17 protein-coding genes and 1 pseudogene are annotated in these 20,597 nt (G+C 73.0%); 14 read left to right on the forward strand and 4 right to left on the reverse strand.

All coding sequences use genetic code 11. The features are described 5' to 3' along the window. Nucleotides 1-104 precede the first annotated feature (104 nt). From AB0K82_RS07275 to AB0K82_RS07325, 11 genes are all read left to right on the forward strand, one after another. Entirely contained in the window at nt 105-1,133 is a 1,029-nt protein-coding gene (locus AB0K82_RS07275) for an AsnC family transcriptional regulator (protein ID WP_364393846.1), read from the forward strand. Further along, complete coding sequence (locus AB0K82_RS07280; RefSeq protein WP_364393849.1) at nt 1,130-2,056, forward strand: polysaccharide deacetylase; 927 nt, start codon at nt 1,130-1,132, stop codon at nt 2,054-2,056. Before AB0K82_RS07275 ends, AB0K82_RS07280 begins: the two co-directional genes overlap by 4 nt. A gap of 132 nt (nt 2,057-2,188) precedes the next feature. After that, nucleotides 2,189-3,523 (forward strand): MFS transporter, encoded by a 1,335-nt coding sequence (locus AB0K82_RS07285; protein WP_364393851.1) that lies wholly within the window; start codon nt 2,189-2,191, stop codon nt 3,521-3,523. Further along, nucleotides 3,520-4,329, forward strand: a complete 810-nt coding sequence (locus AB0K82_RS07290; RefSeq protein ID WP_364393853.1) for an SDR family oxidoreductase — start codon at nt 3,520-3,522, stop codon at nt 4,327-4,329. Before AB0K82_RS07285 ends, AB0K82_RS07290 begins: the two co-directional genes overlap by 4 nt. Further along, nucleotides 4,326-5,354, forward strand: a complete 1,029-nt coding sequence (locus AB0K82_RS07295; protein WP_364393856.1) for a 2-dehydropantoate 2-reductase — start codon at nt 4,326-4,328, stop codon at nt 5,352-5,354. The genes AB0K82_RS07290 and AB0K82_RS07295 overlap by 4 nt, the downstream gene beginning before the upstream one ends. Further along, nucleotides 5,351-6,547, forward strand: a complete 1,197-nt coding sequence (locus AB0K82_RS07300) for a M20 family metallopeptidase (RefSeq protein ID WP_364393858.1) — start codon at nt 5,351-5,353, stop codon at nt 6,545-6,547. Before AB0K82_RS07295 ends, AB0K82_RS07300 begins: the two co-directional genes overlap by 4 nt. Before the next feature lie 165 nt (nt 6,548-6,712). Continuing rightward, complete coding sequence (locus AB0K82_RS07305) at nt 6,713-7,657, forward strand: alpha/beta hydrolase (protein ID WP_364393861.1); 945 nt, start codon at nt 6,713-6,715, stop codon at nt 7,655-7,657. Nucleotides 7,658-7,894: 237 nt separating this feature from the next. After that, complete coding sequence (gene bglX, locus AB0K82_RS07310; RefSeq protein WP_364393864.1) at nt 7,895-10,210, forward strand: beta-glucosidase BglX; 2,316 nt, start codon at nt 7,895-7,897, stop codon at nt 10,208-10,210. 124 nt (nt 10,211-10,334) lie between these two features. Beyond that, nucleotides 10,335-11,378: a class I mannose-6-phosphate isomerase gene (locus tag AB0K82_RS07315; protein ID WP_364393866.1), complete on the forward strand. Its 1,044-nt coding sequence runs from the start codon at nt 10,335-10,337 to the stop codon at nt 11,376-11,378. Between the two features lie 33 nt (nt 11,379-11,411). Next, nucleotides 11,412-12,122, forward strand: a complete 711-nt coding sequence (locus AB0K82_RS07320) for a polysaccharide deacetylase family protein (RefSeq protein ID WP_364393869.1) — start codon at nt 11,412-11,414, stop codon at nt 12,120-12,122. Nucleotides 12,123-12,162: 40 nt separating this feature from the next. Next, on the forward strand, nt 12,163-12,666 hold the full coding sequence (locus AB0K82_RS07325) for a MarR family transcriptional regulator (protein WP_364393872.1): 504 nt from the start codon (nt 12,163-12,165) through the stop codon (nt 12,664-12,666). 117 nt (nt 12,667-12,783) lie between these two features. Here the strand turns inward: AB0K82_RS07325 and AB0K82_RS07330 are convergent, their stop codons facing one another. Continuing rightward, on the reverse strand, nt 12,784-14,529 hold the full coding sequence (locus AB0K82_RS07330; protein ID WP_364393874.1) for a glycoside hydrolase family 15 protein: 1,746 nt from the start codon (nt 14,527-14,529) through the stop codon (nt 12,784-12,786). Nucleotides 14,530-14,761: 232 nt separating this feature from the next. On the opposite strand from AB0K82_RS07330, the gene AB0K82_RS07335 reads away from it, so the two are divergent. Together AB0K82_RS07335 and AB0K82_RS07340 are read left to right on the forward strand one after the other, a co-directional pair. After that, a complete protein-coding gene (locus tag AB0K82_RS07335; RefSeq protein ID WP_364393876.1) occupies nt 14,762-16,594 on the forward strand; it encodes a 5'-nucleotidase C-terminal domain-containing protein in 1,833 nt (610 codons plus the stop codon). A 79-nt stretch (nt 16,595-16,673) separates the two neighbouring features. Then, nucleotides 16,674-18,152 (forward strand): FGGY-family carbohydrate kinase, encoded by a 1,479-nt coding sequence (locus AB0K82_RS07340; RefSeq protein ID WP_364393878.1) that lies wholly within the window; start codon nt 16,674-16,676, stop codon nt 18,150-18,152. Between the two features lie 103 nt (nt 18,153-18,255). On the opposite strand, the gene AB0K82_RS07345 is transcribed toward AB0K82_RS07340, so the two are convergent. Beyond that, nucleotides 18,256-18,495, reverse strand: coding sequence for an IclR family transcriptional regulator C-terminal domain-containing protein (locus AB0K82_RS07345; protein ID WP_364393881.1), 240 nt, complete (start codon nt 18,493-18,495; stop codon nt 18,256-18,258). Then, nucleotides 18,491-18,873: pseudogene (locus AB0K82_RS07350) on the reverse strand (MFS transporter); the annotation flags it as partial. The pseudogene AB0K82_RS07350 and the gene AB0K82_RS07345, both read right to left, overlap by 5 nt. Before the next feature lie 286 nt (nt 18,874-19,159). Between AB0K82_RS07350 and AB0K82_RS07355 the strand changes: the two are divergent. Beyond that, entirely contained in the window at nt 19,160-19,363 is a 204-nt protein-coding gene (locus AB0K82_RS07355; protein WP_364393884.1) for a hypothetical protein, read from the forward strand. A gap of 6 nt (nt 19,364-19,369) precedes the next feature. Here the strand turns inward: AB0K82_RS07355 and AB0K82_RS07360 are convergent, their stop codons facing one another. Continuing rightward, nucleotides 19,370-20,596, reverse strand: a complete 1,227-nt coding sequence (locus AB0K82_RS07360; RefSeq protein ID WP_364393887.1) for a saccharopine dehydrogenase C-terminal domain-containing protein — start codon at nt 20,594-20,596, stop codon at nt 19,370-19,372. Between the last annotated feature and the right edge of the window lies 1 nt (nt 20,597).

The raw sequence follows: 20,597 nt of genomic DNA on the forward strand, positions 1-20,597 counted from the left end.
GGCCGTGGGGGAGTGTGAGGGAAAGCCGCAAAGATCAGACTTAGTTGCGGGATTCCATCAAAGAGGGGCTTGCGTTGCTGGAATCCGTCGGCGACGATGGGGCGATGGTCGATGAAGAGCCACTCGGCGAGGTGGACCGCCTCTTGATGGCGGCGTTGCAACTGGACGGCCGCGCCCCCTGGCACCTCGTGGCGCGCGCCGCCGGCGTGAGCGAGTCGACGGCGCAGCGGCGCTTCGCCGCGCTGCGGGAGCGCGGTGCGGCCCGCGTCATCGGCGTCGTCGATGTGCTCCGCTGCGGACTCGGGGTTCCGGTCCTGACCCGGGTCTCGTGCCGGCCGGGGACGGCCGAGAGCGTCGCCGTCTGCCTGGCGGCACGGCCGGAGGCGCGTTTCGTGGCGGTCGTGACCGGCGCCGCCGACGCGGTCGCCGAGTTCGTGGTGCCGACCCACCGTCACCTGACCCAGCTGCTGGCGCGGGACATGCCGGCCCGGGATCAGCTCACCGAGAGCGAGACGTTCACCGTGATGCGGACGTTCACCGCCGCGCACGACTGGGACCCGGGGCTGCTCGACCCGGACGCCGCCGCGCTGCTCCGCCCGGAGCCGGTGCGTCCCTTCGAGGACCAGGTGTGGGAGCGGCCGCCGGACCGGCTCGACGATCTGGAGCTGGCCATCGCGGCCGAGCTCGGTGAGGACGGCCGGCTGCCCGTCAAGGAGCTGGCCGGCCGGGTCGGCGTCAGCGAGTCGACCGTGGCGCGCCGCATCGACTCGATGGTCGAGCGCGGCTGCCTGCGATTCCGCACGTTGGTCGAGCCGGTGCTCCTCGGCTTCGCCGTCGAGTTCATGCTCTGGCTCGACATCGAGCCGGCCCTCCTCGCGGCTGCCGGGCGTGAGCTGGCCTCCCGGCCCGGCGTCAAGTACCTGTCGGCGACGGCCGGCCGGTTCAACCTCTGCGGGCAGGTGTCCCTGCGGCACTTCGCCGACCTCTACGGCTTCATGACCGACGTCGTCGGCGCCCTGCCGGGTGTGCGGCGCGCCGACACGACCCTGCAGCTCGAAACGCTGAAGCGCGCCTGGGTGCCGACCGCGCCCGAGCGGCCGGCCGAGCCCCGGAAAGAAAGGAGTGGCCGTTGAACGCAACGATCGAACCCTGGCAGTGGGATGAGGCGACCTGGCGCGGCCATGTGAACCGGGTGCGGGCCGGCCGCCGGCTCGCACCATCGTGGCCCGGCGGGGCGACGGTCGCGGTGGCGCTGTCGTTCGACTCCGACCACGAGACCATCCCCCTGCGGGAGGGAGAGACCCGGCCCGGCAAGCTCTCCCAGGGCGAGTACGGCTCGCGGGTCGCCGCGCCGCGGATCCTGGCCGCCCTCGAGAAGCACGGGGTGCCGGCCACCTTCTTCATGCCGGCGGTGTCCGCGCTGCTGCATCCGGAGGAGGCCCGCGCTTACGTCGCGGCCGGCCACGAGATCGCCGCGCACGGCTGGATCCATGAGCGGAACATGCTGCTGTCGCCGGAGGACGAGCGCACCCTCGCCGTCCGCGCCCTGGACACCCTCGAGGAGGTCACCGGCGTACGCCCGGTCGGGGTGCGCACTCCCTCGTGGGACTTCTCCGACAGCACCCTGGCGATCATCCGTGAGACCGGGCTCGTCTACGACTCGTCCCTGATGGCCGACGACGAGTGCTACGAGCTCCTCGCGGACGGCGAGCCGACCGGAATCGTCGAGCTCCCGGTCGAGTGGATCCGCGACGACGCCCCGTACTTCATGATGGAGCGGTACGGCTCACTGCGCCCGTACACGCCGCCACGCGAGGTGCTGCGGCTGTGGTGCGACGAGTTCGACGCCGCCCGTGGCGAGGGCGGCCTGTTCCAGCTCACGATGCACCCGCACATCATCGGGCACCGCTCGCGGATGGGGGTGCTCACCGAGTTGCTGTCCTACATCGGCGGCTTCGGCGACGTGTGGTTCGCCACCCATGCCCAGATCGCCGAACACGTCCGCACCGCACTCACGGCTTCGCCGGACACCGAGCGGCAGGAGCCGGGCGCATGAGCGAGCGCAGCGAGCGAATCGGTGACGCAGTGCCTCTGGTCACTTCTCCGACGGAGGAGGGCGCATGAGCGAGCGCAGCGAGCGAATCGGTGACGCAGTGCCTCTGGTCACTTCTCCGACGAAGGAGGACGCATGAGCGCACGTATCGCGCACTCCCGTGCAGGGACGACCGCCGCCGCGGCGGGCGAGCGGACGGCGCGGATGACCGACAAGCAGCGCCGGGCGGTCGTCGCCGGGGCCGTCGGCAACACCGTCGAGTGGGTCGACTGGGCGGTGTACTCGGCGTTCGCGCCGATCTTCGCGACGCAGTTCTTCCCCAAGGGCGACAAGACGGCGGACCTGCTGGCGACCCTGGCGGTCTTCGCCGTCGGGTTCGGGATGCGGCCGATCGGCGCGGCGGTGCTGGGTGGTTTCGCCGATCGGCGGGGCCGCAAGGCGGGGATGACACTGACGATCTCGATGATGGCGGTCGCGGCCCTCGTGGTCGCGGTCTGTCCGCCGTACAGCGCCATCGGCATCGCCGCCCCGGCGGTGCTCGTCATCGCCCGCCTGGTGCAGGGCTTCTCCGCCGGCGGCGAGTTCGGCACCTCCTCCGCGTTCCTCATCGAGTCGGCGGCGCCGGGCCGGCGGGCGTTCGTCGGATCGTGGCAGCAGGTGTCCGTCGGCGCCGGCACGCTGATCGCCTCCCTGCTCGGCACCCTCCTCACCAGCACACTGAGCGACGGGGCGTTGACGACGTGGGGCTGGCGCGCCGCGTTCGCCGTCGGCGGGCTGCTCGGGCTCGTGGGCCTGTGGCTGCGGACCGCCGTCGAGGAGACCGACGCGTTCGCCGAGGTCGCCCGGAACCGTGAAGGCGACGCCCGGCCGAGGCCGCTCCGGGACATGGTGAAGAAGCATCCGCGAGCCGCGTGGCGCGTCGTGGCGATCACGATCGCGGGCACGCTGCTCTACTACATCTGGGTCAGCTACATGCCCGGCTACGCGCACGCCGCCGAGGACGTTCCGCTCAGCCGCGCCTTCCTGGCCAACACTCTGGCGATCATCGCCTTCCTCGTGATGCTGCCGTTCGGCGGGATGCTGTCGGACCGGTTCGGCCGCAAGCCGACGATGACCGTCTTCGCCGCCGGCTTCCTGCTGCTGTCGTGGCCGTCGTTCCAGCTCGTCGGGGGTGGCTTCTGGTCCCTGCTGGTCGTCGAGCTGGCCGGGATGTTCTTCCTGGTCGGGTACTCGGCCAACTGCGCGGTCGTGATGGCCGAGCAGTTCCCGGCCGAGGTGCGCACCACCGGGATCGGCCTGCCCTACGCCCTGGCCGTCGCCCTCTTCGGCGGCACGGCGCCGTACGTCACGACGTGGCTGGCCACGCACGGGCACCGCGACCGGGTCTGGATCTACACCGCGATCGCGGCGGCCATCGGCGTCGTCGTCTACGCCACGATGCCCGAGACCAAGGGAAAGGAGCTCGAATGAGCCCGCACGTCCTCGTAACCGGCGCGGCGAGTGGCATCGGCGCCGCCGTCGCGGCCTCGTTCGCGGCGGACGGCTGGGCGGTCACCGGGGTGGACCTGCGGGAGGCTCCGCTCCGCGCGTCCCTGTCGGGCCTCGCCGCCACGCCCATCGTCGCGGACCTGGCCGAGCCGGAGGCGCCGGAGGACGTCGTACGACGGGCATGGGAGTCCGGTGGGCCCCTGGACGCGCTCGTCAACGCCGCCGGCATCTACCCGGCCCGTCCCTTCCTCGACCTGGACGCGGAGCTGTGGGACCGCGTCCAGGCGGTGAACGTCCGGGCGCCCATGCTGGCCACCCGCGCGTACGCCGAACTGGCCGTCGCGGCGGGCCGGCCCGGCAGCGTCGTCAACATCAGCTCCGGGGCCGCCCTGCGCGCCCGGCCCGGCGCGGCCCACTACAGCACGTCGAAGGCGGCGCTGGAGATGCTGACGAAGGCCGCGGCCGTCGAGCTCGGCGGCGCCGGCATCCGGGTGAACGCGGTCAGCCCGGGTTTCGTCACGGTCGACAGCGCGGCCAACCCGGTGACCGAGGAGTATGCCGCCGCCGTCTCGGTCAACCCGCTCGGGCGGCGCGGGCGGCCGGACGACATCGCCGCGGCGGTCCGCTGGCTCGTCTCGCCGGCCGCCGAATGGGTCACCGGCTCGATCCTGCGGGTCGACGGCGGCGCGTCGGCGGGGACGACCACTCTGCCCGCGCACTGGCCCGGGCTCACCGACGTCCAGGCGCCGGGAACCGTGACCGACGACAACGAAGGAGTGAAGGCGTGAGTTCTCGGGAGTACACCGTCGTGGGCGCGGGCGCGATCGGCGGCACCCTCGCCTGGCACCTGGCCCGGGCGGGCCATCCGGTGACCGTCGTGGACGCCGACGCGGAGCACGTGGCGGCGATCGCCCGGGACGGGATCATCCTCGAACGCGACGGCGTGCGGACCCCGCAGCCGGTCGCCGCGGCGTACACCCTCGAGCAGGTGAGCGCGCCGCTCGGCCGGGTGCTGCTCGCGGTCAAGGCCCAGGCCACACCGGCCGCCGCCGAGTGGCTCGCCGGCCGGCTCGCCGCGGACGGCTACGTCGCCAGCCTGCAGAACGGCCTGAACGAGGAGCTGATCGCGGAGTACGTCGGCGCCGAACGCACGGTCGGCGCGTTCGTCGACCTGTTCGCCGACGTCGTCGCCCCGGGCGTGATCAACGACGGCGGCGCGGGCGCCATCGCGATCGGGGAGATGGACGGCGCTGCCTCCGCCCGGGTGCGCGACCTGGCGGCCGACCTGGGCGCGTGGGGGCCGGTCACGGTCACCGGCAACGTCGCCGGGTACCTCTGGGCCAAGCTGGGCTTCGGCGCCATGCTGACCGCGACCGCGCTGGCCGACGACGCGATGGGCGACCTGCTGGACCGGCACCGGCCGGCCGCGCACGAGCTGGCCCGCGAGGTCTTCGCCGTCGCGGCAGCCGAGGGGATCACCCTGGAGCCGTTCGACGCGTTCGAGCCCTCGGCGTACGCCGACGGCGCGGACCCGGAGAAGGCCGCCGCCGCGACCGACCGCCTGGTGGCGTGGCTGCGCACGCAGACCAAGACCAGGAGCGGTATCTGGCGCGACATCGTGGTGCGCCGCCGCCCGACCGAGATCCCGACCCAGTACGCGCCCGTGCTCGCCGCCGCCGACCGGCACCGGATCGACGTGCCCGTCCTGCGGGTCCTGCTCCGCCAGCTCGCCGAGGTCGAGGCCGACGTCGCCACCATGTCCGAGAAGCGCGTCGAACTGCTCGACGCCGTCGCCGAGAGGGAGGTCCGATGAGCGCTCCGACGACCTCGACGGCGCTGGTGGAGTGGGTCCGCGACGGCATCGGCGACATGCTCCGGGACCTGGAGGAGTACGTCCGGCTGGAGACCCCCAGCGACGACCCTGCCGCCCTCGCGGCCGGCCGGGACTGGGTGGTCTCCTGGATCGAGCGTCGCCTGGGCGCGCCGGCGTCCGCGCGCACCGAACCCGGCGCTCCCCACGGTGACACGGTCGTCCTGGACTACCCGGGAACGGGCTCTGGGACCGGTGCAGGGACGGTGCTGATCCTCGCGCACTACGACACGGTGTGGCCGGTCGGCACTCTCGCCGAACTGCCGTTCGGCGTGGACGGTGAGGTGATCCGCGGTCCGGGCGTGTTCGACATGAAGGCCGGCCTCGTCCAGGCGGTCTGGGCGCTGCGCGCGATCCGTGCGGGCGGTCTGGCCTGCCCGCCCGTGCGGTTCGTCCTGAACGGCGACGAGGAGATCGGCAGTCCGGCGTCCCGCCCGGTGATCGAGGAGTGCTGCCGCGACGCCGCCGCCGTGCTCGTGTTCGAGGCGAGAGCGGACGGCGCCGTCAAGACCGCGCGGAAGGGCGTGGGCCTGTTCGACGTGACGCTGACCGGGATCGAGGCGCACGCGGGCCTGGATCCCACGGCCGGTGCCAGCGCGGTGACGGCGCTCGCGGAGTTCGTCACCGCGGCGACCGCGCTGACGGACGTCGCGGCGGGCACGACCGTGAACGTCGGCGTGATCGCCGGTGGTACCCGCCCCAACGTGACGGCGGGGTCGGCCCGCGCCCAGCTCGACGTGCGCGTCGCCGACGAGGCCGAGGCCGCCCGGGTGGAACGGGCGCTGACCACGTGGCGGCCGGCCGACCCGCGGGTGACGGTACGGCTGGACGGAGGCTGGAACCGCCCGGTCATGACCCGGACACCCGCCGTGGCCGGCCTGTACGAGCGGGCCCGGGCACTGGCCGCGACGCTCGGGTTCGACCTGCGGGAGACCGCCGTCGGCGGTGCCAGCGACGGCAACTTCGCGGCCGCGCTCGGCGTCCCCGTGCTCGACGGGTTCGGCGCCGTCGGCGGGGGCGCCCACGCCCGGCACGAGCACGCCACCGTGCCCGGCATGATCGAGCGCTCCGCCCTGGCGGCCGCCGTGCTGACCTCGCTCGCCGACAACGGCGCGGACCTGCCCGCGGCCGGGTGACCCGGCCTCCGGCGCGCCGCGCGACACGAGCTCCGGGCCGTCCGGCCGCCACGCCCGGCGGCCGGTCCCGGGGGGAGAGGCGGGAGACGGCGGATCCGCCGGGCGGCGGAGTGATCGCACCGGGCCGGAGGTCCGTCCGCCGGTCCGTTACGGGACGATGGCCGCATGCTGGTCACCACAGGAACGGACGTCGCGGAGGAGACCCGCGCGTTCAACGACAGGCTCGCCGCCTTGTACGCCGCCGGTCCGCAACTGCACGAGGTCGACGATCCACCGGCGTCCCGGGCGGCCCGCGCCCGCGGAGAAGGACCGTTCGCCATGCCCGAGCGGCTCGCCGAGGGCAGCGCCCGCACGATCCCCGGGCGCGCCGGTGAGATCCCGGTCCGGGTGTTCACGCCCGCCGAGGTGCGGGGCGTCTACCTGCACTTCCACGGCGGCGGCTGGACCCTCGGCACGGCCGACTCCCAGGACCCCACGCTCTGGCGGCTCGCCGCCGAGGCCGGGGTCGCGGTGGTCAGCGTCGACTACCGGCTCGCTCCCGAGCACCCCTACCCGAGCGGCCCGGACGACTGCGAGGACGCCGCGCGCTGGCTCATCGCCGCCGCCGGCCGGGAGTTCGGCGCCGAGCGGCTCGTCATCGGCGGCGAGTCGGCCGGCGCGCATCTCGCCGCCGTCACGCTGCTGCGGCTGGGCGACGCGGCGAGCGCCTTCCGCGCGGCCCAGCTGACCTTCGGCGCCTACGACCTGTCGATGACGCCGAGCCAGCGCGGTTGGGGCGAACGGAACCTGGCGCTGTCGACGCCGGTCCTCCAGTGGTTCACCGGCAAGTTCCTGCCCGGGATGAGTCTCGAAGAGCGCCGCTCCCCGGACGTCTCCCCGCTGTACGCCGACCTTTCCGGGCTGCCGCCGGCCCGGTTCGTCGTCGGAACCCAGGATCCGCTGCTGGACGACACTCTGTTCATGGAGGCGCGCTGGCGGGCCGCCGGCAACGAGACCGAACTGGAGGTCGTCGCGGAGGCGCCCCACGGTTTCGTCGGCTTCCCGCTGACGGTCGCCGAGCGAGAACTGGCCCGCCAGCGCGAGTACATCGCCCGCGCCGTCGGCTCCTGACGCGCCGGACTCCGAGGCGGCAGGATTCCCGCCGCGGCGGGCTCCTGACGTGCCGGGCTCCTGACGTGCCGGATTCCTGGGGCGGCCGGGCGCCGGTTCGCTGAAGGCGGTGCTCGCGCGGCCACCTGTGGCCACGCGAGCACGCCGTGACATGGCGTTGTTACGGACGGTCCTTAACCGATTCTTGACTGCGGCATATCGTGGGGATTTGATACCGGCGATCGCCGGGAGAGACGAATGCGACGAAGGACGACGGCGCTGATCGCGGCGCTGGCGATGCTGACCCCGCTCGCCGGAGGCGCGGTGTCCGCCACCCCGCAGTCCGGCGACGAGGCCGCGACGCGGCCGGCGCGCCCCGCCCCGAACGCGACCGTCGAGGCCCGGGTGAACGCCCTGCTGGCGCGGATGACGCTCGACGAGAAGCTGCAGCAGCTCCAGCTGCTCTCCGACGGCCAGGTGACCGACGAGGACGCCGAGAAGGGCGTCGGCGGAGTGTTCAGCCTCACCGACCCGCAGAAGATCGACCACCTGCAGCACGTCGCCGTCGAGCGGTCGCGGCTGCACATCCCGATCCTGTTCGCCTACGACACGATCCACGGGTACCGCACCGTCTTCCCGGCCCCGCTCGGCGCGGCGAGCAGCTTCGATCCGGGCGTCGTCTCCGCCGACGACACGTACGCCGCGCGCGAGACCGCCGCGGTGGGGATCAAACAGATCTACGGTCCGATGGTCGACGTCTCCCACGAGCCGCGCTGGGGACGTGTCGCCGAAGGCGCGGGGGAGGACCCGTACCTCGGCTCGGTGTTCGCGGCGGCCCGCGTCAAGGCCGCGCAGGGCGGCGACTACAGCGCCCCCGACAAGGTCGTCACGAGTCCCAAGCACTTCGCGGCGTACGGCCAGCCGGAGGGCGGCCGTGACTACAACACGACCGACCTGTCCGAGCAGCGGCTGCGCAACATGTACCTGCCGCCGTTCAAGGCGGCGGTCGACGCCGGCGCGGACACGGTGATGTGCTCGTTCAACGCCATCAACGCCATCAACGGCTCACCGGGCTGCGGCGACGGCCACACCGAGACCGACATCCTCAAACGCGAGTGGGGGTTCGACGGCTTCATCGAGAGCGACTACACCGCGGTCGCGGAGATGCGCGTCTGCCCGCCGAAGACGCCGGACAGCGGACCGTGCGGCCACGGCGTCGCCGCCGACGGTCCCGGCGCCGCCGCCCTCGCGCTCAACTCCGGCACCGACTCGGAGATGGTCAGCACCAACATCCGCGACTACGGCAAGACGCTGCTCGCCCAGCACCGGATCTCGACGGCCCGCGTCGACGACGCCGTACGGCGGATCCTGCGCGTGAAGTTCCGCGCGGGCCTGTTCGACCACCCGTACGTCGACCCGGGCAAGGCCGAGGCGGCGCAGCTCCGGCCCGACGCCGTCGCCGCCGCGCGCAAGGCGGCCGGGCGGTCGATGGTGCTGCTGAAGAACGACGGCGGCACGCTGCCGCTCGACCCGTCGAAGTCGACGGCCGTGATCGGCCCGCTCGGCGACGATCGGCACGACATGCTCGGCCCGTGGTGGGGGCAGGGCCGCGACCAGGACGCCGTCTCGGTCTACGAGGGCATCAAGGCGCAGCACCCGAAGACCACCTTCACCCGGGCCTGCCAGATGATCGACAAGGATCCGCCGGACGTCACGCCCGCCGACGAGTGCGGGTCCGACGCGGACTTCCCGAAGGCGGTCGCGGCGGCCGAGGCCGCCGACCAGGTCGTGCTCGCCCTCAGCGAGACGCGGGGGCAGAGCGGCGAGGCGGCGTCCCGCAGCGACCTCGACCTGCCCGGCAGGCAGCAGGAGCTGATCGACCGGATCAAGGCGACCGGCAAGCCGTTCGTCGTCGTGCTGTTCAACGGCCGGCCGCTGACGCTGTCGAAGGTCGCCGCGAGCGCCCCGGCGATCCTGGAGGCGTGGTTCCCCGGCGTCCAGGCCGGCAACGCGGTCGCCGACGTGCTGTTCGGCAGGGTGAACCCCGGAGGCAAGCTTCCGGTCACCTTCCCCCGCACGATCGGGCAGGTGCCGATCTACTACGACCACGACCCGACCGGCCGCCCCTGCGACCCGAACACCAAGTACGGCTCGCGGTACCGTGACCTGCCGAGCTGCGACCCGCTCTACCCGTTCGGCTACGGCCTCAGCTACACGACGTTCGCAGTCTCCAGCCTCAGGCTGAGCTCGGCGACGATGGCGCCGAACGGCACCGTCACCGCCTCGGTCCGGGTGAAGAACACCGGAGGCCGTGCCGGCGACGAGGTCGTGCAGCTCTACCTCCACGACCCGGTCGCGAGCGTCGAACAGCCCGTCCGCCGGCTGCGCGGGTTCGAGCGCGTCACGCTCCGGCCCGGCGAGAGCAGGACCGTGACGTTCACCCTCGGCCGGAACGACGTCGGCTACTACGACAACGGCGGCCGGTTCGTCGTCGAGCCCGGCACCATCGACGTGTACGCGGGAACGAGCTCCACCGGCGGCCTGCACGCCTCCTTCGAGGTCACCGCGCGTTAGGGCGCCCGGCTCCGCGCCGGGCCGCCGGGCGCCGCCGATCGCGTACGTGGCAGGCTGACGGGTGAGCGCTTTCACCGGCCGCGGGCCGCCCCCGGACGCCGCGGCCCGACCGTAGGAGAGACCCGTGCGACCCGTCGTGCTCCCGCCGAACATGCCGCGTTCGTTCTACCGGGGCGCCGGACGTATCGGCCGGTTCCGCGACGCGCCGACGCCCGCCGAGACGGATCCGTACTTCCCCGAGGACTGGGTGGGGTCGGTCACCGCGCGGCACGGGGCGGCGCCCGCCGGGCTCACGACGCTGCCCGACGGACGACCGCTGGCCACCGCCGTCGCCGAGGACCCGGAGGCGTGGCTCGGCCCCGCGCACCTCGCCCGGCACGGCGCCGACCCGGCCATCCTGGTCAAGCTCCTCGACGCCGGGGAACGCCTCCCGGTCCACGTCCACCCGGACCGCGGGTTCGCCACCGCCCACCTGGCCTCGCCGTACGGCAAGACCGAGGCGTGGGTGATCGTCGACGCGGCTCCGGAGGCGGCCGTGCACCTGGGGTTCCGGCGGGACGTCGCCGCCGGCGAACTGCGCCGGTGGGTGACCGAGCAGCGGACCGGGGACATGCTGGCCGCCACCAACCGGATCCCCGTCCACCCGGGCGACGCGATCGTCTGCCCGGCCGGCGTTCCGCACGCCATCGGCGCGGACATCCTGCTGGTGGAGGTCCAGGAGCCGACCGACTTCTCGGTGCTGCTGGAGTGGGAGGGCTACGACGTCGACGCCGAGGCCGGTCACCTGGGTCTCGGCTACGACGCGGCGCTCGGCTGCGTGGACCGTTCCGCGTGGGACGACCGCCGGATCGACGCGGTGCGCGGCGCGGACCGCGCCGGCCGCGGCATCCGGCCCGGGGTCGACCGGCTCTTCCCGGGGGCGGCCGACCCCTTCTTCGCCGCCGAGCGCGTCCGGCCGGACCCGGTCGGCGTGCTCGACCCGGCCTTCTCGGTGGTCGTCATCACGGAAGGGTCCGGCGAACTGGACCCCGAACACGGCGACCGACTCGCGGTCCGCTCCGGCCAGACGCTGCTCGTCCCGTACGCCGCCGGGCACTGCGCCCTCCGGGGCGACCTGCGGGCGATCCGCTGCCGTCCGCCGTACGACACGCCCGGCGACGGTGCCTGACCTCCCACGAGGGAAGGATCTAGCCTTGGGCCGATGTCACGGACCGCGCTGACGCTGGGCCTGGCCGGCCTGGCCCTGGTGCACGCCGGGCCGGCGGCGAGCTGGCTGCCGGTCGTGCGCCGCCGCCTGCCGCGTCTGGCGGGGGAGGGCGACCGCGACCACGTCGCGCTGACGTTCGACGACGGTCCCGACCCGGACTCGACGCCCCGTTTCCTCGACGAACTGCGGAGGCTGGACTGCCGTGCCACCTTCTTCGTCGTCGGGGAGACCCTGCTGCGCCATCCGGACGTGGGCCGCCGCATCGTGGCGGACGGCCACGAGATCGCCGTGCACGGCTGGCGGCACCGGTACGCGCTGCTGGCCCGTCCGGGCCGGGTCACCGCGGAGATCGGCCGGTCCGTCGACCTCGTCGCCGCCGTCACCGGCGCCGAACCGGTCTGGTACCGGCCGCCGTACGGCGTGCTCAGCGCGGAGGCGCTGGCCGCGGCCCGCCGGCACCGGCTGCGGCCGGTGCTGTGGACGGCGTGGGGGAGGGACTGGACCCGCTCGGCGAGCCCGGCCTCGGTCCTGGCGGCCCTGGGGCCGGGCGTCCGCGGCGGGGCGACGATCCTGCTGCACGACTGCGACCACACCTCGGCCCCGGGCGCGTGGCGCTCGGCCTTGGGTGCGCTGCCCGAGCTGGTGGCCCGGTGCCGCTCGGCCGGGCTGCGCGTCGGACCGCTGCGAGATCACGGCCTGCGGTGAACCGATGCTGGGAGACCGACATGCCGGGTAGAACAGACCCATGGCGGAACGCGCGATCGAGCCGGTGACCAACGGACAGGGGCCGGCGGACGACATCGACGCGGTGACCTCCGCGGTGCTCACCGCGTCGCGTCTGCTGGTGGGCATCTCGCTGCGGTCGCTGACTGCGGTGCGGGAGCAGGTGACGTTGCCGCAGTTTCGCCTGCTCGTGGCGCTTGCGACCCATGAGGACACCAAGCTGGTTACCCTCGCCGATCACCTGACGGTCAACCCGTCGACCGCGATGCGGATGGTGGAGCGGCTGGTGGCCGCGGGGCTGATCGACCGGCGGATCAATCCCGCGAGCCGACGTGAGGTCCTGCTGCGGCTGACCGAGGACGGCCGGCGACTCGTGGAAGAGGTCACCGCCCGCCGCCGGGAGGAGCTCGCGGCCATCGTCACCGCGATGCCCGCCGACCAGCGGGCCCGCCTGGTCGAAGCGCTCCGGGCCTTCACCGACGCCGGCGGCGAGCCGCCCGTGGGCGAGACCAGGGCCTGGGACTGACGGCACGGTCACGGCGGCGGCTCCGGCTGAACCGGCGCCGAGGCGCGCCGTGGTTCAGGCTGGGCGGACGCCGAGGCGTGCGCGGTAGGCGGGGCGGACACCGAGCCCTGCGGCGGTTCAGGCTGAGCAGACGCCGAGGCGTGCGGCGGTCTCCAGGAACAGGGCGTGCACGAACGCCTGCGGGAGATTGGCGCGGAGCTGGCGCTGCCGGATGTCGTACTCCTCGGTGAACAGGCCGGTGGTGCCGCAGCCGGACCGGATGCGTTCGAAGCGGCGTACGGCCTGAGCGGTGTGGCCCTGCTGCTGTTCGGCCAACGCGAGGAAGAAACCGCACAGCATGAACGCCCCCTCGGCGGCGCCGAGCGGGCGATCATCGATCTGATAGCGGTAGACGAATCCGTCGTCGACCAGTTGGTCCCGGACGGCGTCGAGGGTGGCGACCGTGCGCGGGTCGTCGGCGGGCAGCGCGCCCCTGACGGGCGGGATCAGCAGGGACGCGTCGATCCGGTCGTCGTCGGGCGCGCGGCGCCAGTGGCCCGCGGGGCTGAGACTGGTACGGGTGGTGTCGGCGAGGATCGCCTCGGCCAGCGCCAGCCACTCGCGGAGCTCCGGAGGCCCGGCGATGGCGGCCGCGGCCGCGCGGAGCCCGCCGACGCAGCTCAGCCGCGAGTGCGTCCAACATCGATCGCCGGTCTCCCAGATCCCGGCGTCGGGCCGGCGCCAGTGCGCAGCGATGGCGGCCACGGCGACACGGGCGGCGCGGGCCGCCTCCACCGACAGGCGGTCCGCGCGGGCCGCGGCGGCGAACAACTGCAGCGCCTCGCCGAAGGCGTCGAGCTGGAACTGGCTCTGGACGCGGTTGCCGGTGACGAGCCGGGACCCGGGATAGCCCGGAAGGTCGTGGTGTTCTTCCGCCGGGATGGGGCCACCGGTGACCGTGTAGGCGGGACGAAGGCGATCACCGTCCGCGAGGAGCCGCTCGGCCACGAACCGCACCGCCGTGTCGAGGAGAGCGGGCCGTGCCCCGTGGACGGCGATCGCCTGCCCGGCATAGCACTGGTCGCGGATCCAGGCGTAGCGGTAGTCGTAGTTGCGGTCGTCTCCCATCCGTTCGGGCAGGGAGGTGGTCGCGGCGGCCACCATTCCGCCGCAGCGGCTCGTGAGCCCGGTGAGCACCGCGTAGGCGAGCTTGGTGTCGCGTGGGGCGAGCGTGTCATCGCACCGGGGCACGTGCGTCTGCCAGTCGGCCTCGGTCGCCGCCCACAGATCTCCCGCGTCGAGAGGTTCGTCGGACCGGCCGGTCGACAGTTCGAGCACCAGGTCATGCGTCTGTCCTTCGGCGAGCTCCAGCTCCAGCACCAGCCCGCCGTTCTCGGCGGCCTGCGCCGCGCCGGTCCAGCGGAGGTGGACGGGGCCACTGCGCGCGCTCCAGACGCCGTCATCGGCGCGCAGACCGGTCACCTTGTCGGCCCCGAACCCGGCGTGCGGCTCCAGATGCGCGCGAAAGCGAGCCCGGCCGCGGACGGCCTTCAGCCGGCGGAGGAGGATGGCGCGGTCGCGGCGCGCCGGGAGGGCCAGCGCCTGCCGGCACTCCACCACGCCGCCGCCGGTCACCCAGCGACTGCGCCAGATCAGGCTGCCCTCTTCGTAGTAGCCGCCCCACACCCGCCACTCGTCGACCGGGTGGACGCTGTAGCGGCCCCGGGTGCCGACCAGACCGCCGAAGATCGCCGGGGACTCCCATGACGGGAAGCACATCCACGCGACGTCCCCCTGCGGGCCGATCACCGCGCCGCGTTCCCCGTCGGCGATGAGGGAGTACTCGCGGAGCACGTGCGGCGACGTGACGTCCTGACCTGTCATAACCGCTGCCTTTCCCGAACCCGGCCCCCTATGCATCGGCCGGCGCCCGCTCACGGAGCGTCGGTACCCGCTTGAAAGCGACCGCAACTTCTGCCAAGGTTCGGCGCCTTGTATGGGAGGTTTTCGCCAATATGTGGCCCAGTGTCCGACCGCTAGGTTGGGCGTTCGTCTCAACCTCGGGAAGTAAGGAACGCCGTACGTCATGCAGAGCTCAGGGGGACGTTTCAGTCCGGTGCCGCGATGGTGCTCGTGCCGGGTCCCGGAGGAGACCGCGGAGGACACGGGTGTCAGCCGGCGGAAGGTGCTCGGCGGGCTGACCGCCGCGGGCGCGCTCGCCATGGCGGGCTGGCCGGGCTCGGCCGAGGCCGCGACGGCCGGCAAGGGCGGGAACGGGCCGGTGACCATCACGGTCATGGGCACCTCCGACCTCCACAGCCACGCCGTCGACTGGGACTACTACAACGACGCCGCGTACAGCGACAGCGCCCACAACGTGGTCGGCCTGGCGCGGGTGTCGAGTCTGGTGAAGCAGATCCGCGCCGACCGGGGACGCGAGCGCACCCTGTTGTTCGACGCCGGGGACACCATCCAGGGCACCCCGCTCGGCTTCTACTACGCCACGGTCGAGCCGATCACCGAGACCGGTCAGGTCCACCCGATGGCACTGCAGATGAACGCCATCGGCTACGACGCCGTGGCGCTCGGGAACCACGAGTTCAACTACGGCCTGCCGCTGCTGCGGAAGTGGATCGGCCAGATGCGCGCCCCGGTGCTGGCCGCCAACGCGGTGCACGCGGGCACCGACCGGCCGGCGTTCCGCCCGTACATCATCAAGACGATGCGCGTGCCGGGGCATCCGCCGATCCGGGTCGGCCTGCTCGGCCTGACCAATCCGGGCGTCGCCATCTGGGACAAGGCGAACGTCTCCGGCGAGCTGGACTTCCTGGACCTGGTCGAGACCGCTAAGAAGTGGGTGCCGATCATCCGCGCGCAGGGCGTCGACGTCGTGATCGTCAGCGCGCACGCCGGTGACAGCGGCCTGTCGTCCTACACCGGCGACATCCCGGTGGAGAACGCCTCGGCCATGGTGGCGCAGCAGGTGCCCGGGATCGACGCCATCCTCTTCGGTCACGCGCACAACGACGTACCGCAGCGGTTCGTCACCAACGAGACCACCGGCCGCACCGTGGTGATGAGCGAGCCGAAGTGCTGGGGCCAGCGGCTGTCGGTCTTCGATCTCACGCTGACCCGGGAGCGCGGCCGCTGGAAGGTCGCCGGCGGCTCCGCGACGACGGTGAACACGAACACGGTCCAGGAGGACCCGGCGCTCGTGGCGGTCGTGAAGAAGCAGCACGACGCGGTGGTCGCCTACGTCAACCAGGAGGTCGCCACCTCCACCGAGGCGATGTCCGCCGCGGAGTCCTGCTGGAAGGACACCGCGATCCTCGACTACGTGAACCTCGTGCAGACCGAGACGGTCAAGAAGGCCGTCGCCGGCACCGCGTACGCGTCGCTCCCGGTCCTGTCCATCGCCGCGCCGTTCAGCCGTCTCGCCACCTTCCCCGCCGGCAAGGTGACGATCAGGGACATCGCCGGACTCTACATCTACGACAACACGCTGCTGGCCAGCGTCCTGACCGGCGCCCAGATCAAGGACTACCTGGAGTACTCGGCGCAGTACTTCAAGCAGGTCGCCGCGAGCGCCCCGGTCGACCCGGCGTCGTGGACGAACGCCCACGACCGTCCCGACTACAACTACGACCAGTTCTCCGGCGTCACCTACGACATCGACCTCACCCGGCCCGAGGGCTCCCGGATCCGCAACCTCGCCTACAACGGCACGGCGGTAGGCGGCGACCAGCAGTTCGTGGTCGCGGTGAACAACTACCGGCAGTCCGGTGGTGGCGGGTTCCCGCACATCGCCACCGCCCCGGTCGTCTACAACGCCCAGGTGGCGATCCGTGAGGCGATCGTCGCCTTCGCCTCCGCCGCCAAGACCATCGACCCGGCGACCTTCCACGTGGAGAACTGGAGACTCGTCCGCGACGGCGCCCCGGTCTTCTGATCAGGAGAGAATCGGCGGTTGACGCTGATGGCGGGGACGCGGCCGCGGGCGAGGTCCCCGGTGGGGAAGGGATGCCCGGATGAGTCTGCTGCTCGGAGTCGACATCGGCACCTCCAGCGCCAAGGGGGTGCTGACCACTCCGGACGGTGAGGTGGTCGCGACGGCGGTGCGCGAGCACGCGGTGTCGCGGCCGCGTCCGGGCTGGGCCGAGCACGACGCCCGCACGGTCTGGTGGGCCGGGTTCGCCGCCGTCACCGGCGAACTCATCGCGCGGGCGGACACCCCGATCGCGGGCGTCGGCGTCAGCGGCATCGGGCCGTGCGCGCTGCCCGCGACCGCCGTCGGCGAACCGCTGCGGCCGGCGATCCTCTACGGCGTCGACACGCGCGCGGTCGCCGAGATCGAGGAGCTGACCGCCCGTTACGGCGCCGAGACGATCGTCGAACGCGGCGGCTCGCCGCTGACCACGCAGGCGGTCGGGCCCAAGCTCGCCTGGCTGCGCCGCCACGAGCCGCGGGTGTGGGAGCGAACCCGGCGGCTGTTCATGGCGAGTTCCCACCTCGTGCACGAACTGACGGGCGAGTACGTCCTCGACCACCACTCGGCCAGCCAGTGCTCGCCGCTGTACGACAGCCGCGAGCACGCCTGGATCGCCGACTGGGCGGCGGAGATCGCCCCGGGCCTGGACCTGCCGCCGCTGGCCTGGCCCGGCGAGGTCGCCGGTACGGTCACCGAGGCCGCGGCCGAGCGCACGGGCCTCACCGCCGGCACCCCGGTCATCGCCGGCACCATCGACGCGTGGGCCGAGGCGGTGAGCGTCGGAGTGACCGAGCCCGGCGACGTCATGGTGATGTACGGCACGACCATGTTCCTCATCGAGGTCCTCGCGGAACGCCGCACCTGGCCGGGCCTGTGGGGCACGGTCGGCGTCACGCCCGGCACGTACGACCTGGCGGCGGGCATGGCGACCTCCGGCGCGGTCACCGACTGGCTCCGGCAGCTGACCGGGGCGGCGTACGAGGAGCTCACCGAGGAGGCGCGCGCGGTCGGACCCGGAGCCGGCGGGCTGCTCATGCTGCCCTACTTCGCCGGTGAGCGGACGCCGCTGTTCGACCCGGACGCGCGCGGCCTCGTCCTCGGTCTGACGCTCGACCACGGTCGCGGGCACCTGTACCGCGCCGCGCTGGAGGGTACGGCGTTCGGCGTCCGGCACAACCTGGAGGCCATGCGGGCGGCGGGCGGCGAGGCCGCCCGGCTGGTCGCGGTGGGCGGCGGCACCAAGGGCGGGCTGTGGACCCGGATCGTGTCGGACGTGCTCGGCCGGGCGCAGGAGCTGCCCTCGGTCACGATCGGCGCCTGTTACGGCGACGCGCTGCTCGCCGCGCGCGCCACCGGCCTCTCGGACGGCGCGGGGTGGAATCCGCCGGCGGGCACGATCGAGCCCGACCCGGTCGCCGGGCGGATCTACGACGCGTTGTACGAGCTGTACCGCGGCCTGTACCCGGCCACCCGTGACGCGGCCCACGCCCTGGCCGCGCTCTCCCGCGACCCGGCCTGAGCCCGGCCGGCCGCCCCGGCCTGAGCCTGGTCGCCTCGGCCCGTCCGGCCCGGATGGGCCGGTGACCGTGAGACGCCGACGAGGATCGGGCGGCCCGCCTGGATCAGCGCCGGTCCGCCATGGCGGCCTCGATGCGCCGGGCCGCCGTGGCCAGCGCGTGCACCCACGCGGGCAGCAGGTCCCGGTCGAACCGGGCGGTCGGCAGCGCGATGGACACCCCGGCCAGCGGGTCTCCCACCGCGTCCCTGACCACGACGCCGATCGCGGTCAGGCCGGTCTCGGTGAGCTGGTCGTTTATGGCGAACCCACGCTTGCGCACCAGCCCGAGCTCGGGCCTGGGCATCGCTGGTCGCGATGAACAACGCGTTGCCCAGGCCCCAGCCGGCGCGGAAGCCGACGATGCCGCCGATCGAGTTCGAGGCGCCGGCGAGCGCGGCGAGAACACGACGATGAGCGCCAGGCCGATGACCAGCGTGCGCTTGGCGCCGAAGCGGCTGGACACCCAGCCGACCACCAGCATCGCGACCGCCGTCACGACGAGGTAGCTGGTGAACAGCAGCGACACCTGGCTCGGTGTGGCGTGCAGGTTCTTCGCCAGGGCGGGCAGGATCGGGTCGACGAGCCCGATCCCCATGAACGAGATGACACAGGCGAAGGCCACGGCCCAGACGGCACGTGGCTGTTTGAACGGACTGGCGGCCGTCTCATGGGGGGAACTCATGCGCGGGCTGCTCCGAAAGGTGATCTATCTGATCGGTGCGCGTTCCATGCGGGTGGCGAGATGTGTCATTGCGGGCTGGGAGATGCCCGGTTATGCATAAGCGCATTATGTAATTGATTAGATAGCCTACGCAAGCTTTTCTTCGCGGGCGCCCGCTGGGCCCCGGTCACGGCGGCGGACCAGGGGCGTAACGTCGGTAAATGGAGGACACGACCTCACCTACCGACGTCGACCGGCTTTCCCGGCGGATGATGCCCGCACCTGATCAAGATTCGCAGGAACGGCGATGCCCACACTGATCGCCGGACTTCTCCTTGGCCTGGTGGCCGGGCTGGTCGCCGGCCTGATCGCGGGCGTCGCGATCGGGCTCGTCGTGTTCCTGACGATCGGATTGGTGGCCGGGCTCGTCGCCGGCCTGCTCGTCGGCCTCATCCTCGGCCTGGCCATCGGACTGCTGCTGGGCGGCTTCCTGGCGCGTGCCCGCCGATGACCGCCGTCACTGCTCGCGCATGCCCCAGGGTGATCCGTACTCGCCCAGCAGGTCGAGGAAGGGCCGCGCCGGGAACGCCTCGGGGCCGAGCACGCCGGCGCCGGTCCAGGCTCCGGTGGCGACCAGTTCGAGGGCGACGACCGGGTTGATGGCGGTCTGCCAGACCACGGCCTGGGAGCCGTACTCGCGCATCGACCACTCGTTGTCGACGACGTGGTAGAGGTACACCTCGCGCGGCCGGCCGTCCTTGGTGCCCTTCACCCAGGTGCCGGCGCAGGTCTTGCCGCGCATGCGGTCGCCGAGCGTGGCCGGGTCGGGCAGGGCGGCGGCGACCACGTCGCGCGGCGAGACCCATGCGGGGCCGCGGTCGGTGGGCACGGTGAGCGGGTCGGTACGGTCCAGGCCGAGCTCGTGCAGGGTCTTCAGCTTGGCGATGAAGTCGTCGCCGAGCCCGTACTTGAAGGTGACGCGCCCGGCGTCGACCCAGCGCGGGATCAGGAGCACCTCCTCGTGCTCGACGTTGACGCACTCGACCGGGCCGATGCCCTCGGGGAAGTCGAAGACCTCGGGCTCGCTGAAGGGCGCCGTGGTGAACCAGCCGCGCTCCTTCTCGTAGACCACGGGCGGGTTGAGACACTCCTCGATGGTGGTCCAGATGCTGAACGACGGCGCGAAGTCGTAGCCGTCGACGGTGAGGTTCGCGCCGTCGCGGACGCCGACCTCCTCGATCTCGTCGAAGAGCTCGTCCGCGGCGTGGCGGGCGAAGACGTCCGACAGGCCGGGCTCGACGCCCATCCCGACCAGGGCCAGCAGCCCGGACGCGTGGTACTCCTCGGCGCGGGCGAACTGGTCGTCGCCGAGCTTGACCCCGCACAGCTCGTACGGGCGCTCCGGATGCGGGTGGGAGAGCGACATCGCCATGTCCAGGTAGTGCGCGCCGACGTCGTGCGCCGCGGCGAAGAGCGGCAGGACGAAGCGGGGGTCGGTCGCGTTCAGCAGCACGTCGCAGCGGTGCTCGCGCAGCAGGCCGGCGACCGCGGCCTGGTCGCCGGCGTCCACCTTGGCGGAGCCGAAGCGGCCCGCCGCGCCGACACCGGCCACGGCGGCCACCGCCGCCTCCGCGCGGCCGAGGTCGTAGTCGGCGACGACCATGTGCTCGAAGTAGTCGCGGCGGGCGGCGATCCGAGTGATCGCGGACCCGACGCCTCCCGCACCTACCAGCAGGATTCGCACT

It is taken from the genome of Actinoallomurus sp. NPDC052274 (assembly GCF_040679475.1).
GTDB lineage: Bacteria > Actinomycetota > Actinomycetes > Streptosporangiales > Streptosporangiaceae > Actinoallomurus > Actinoallomurus liliacearum.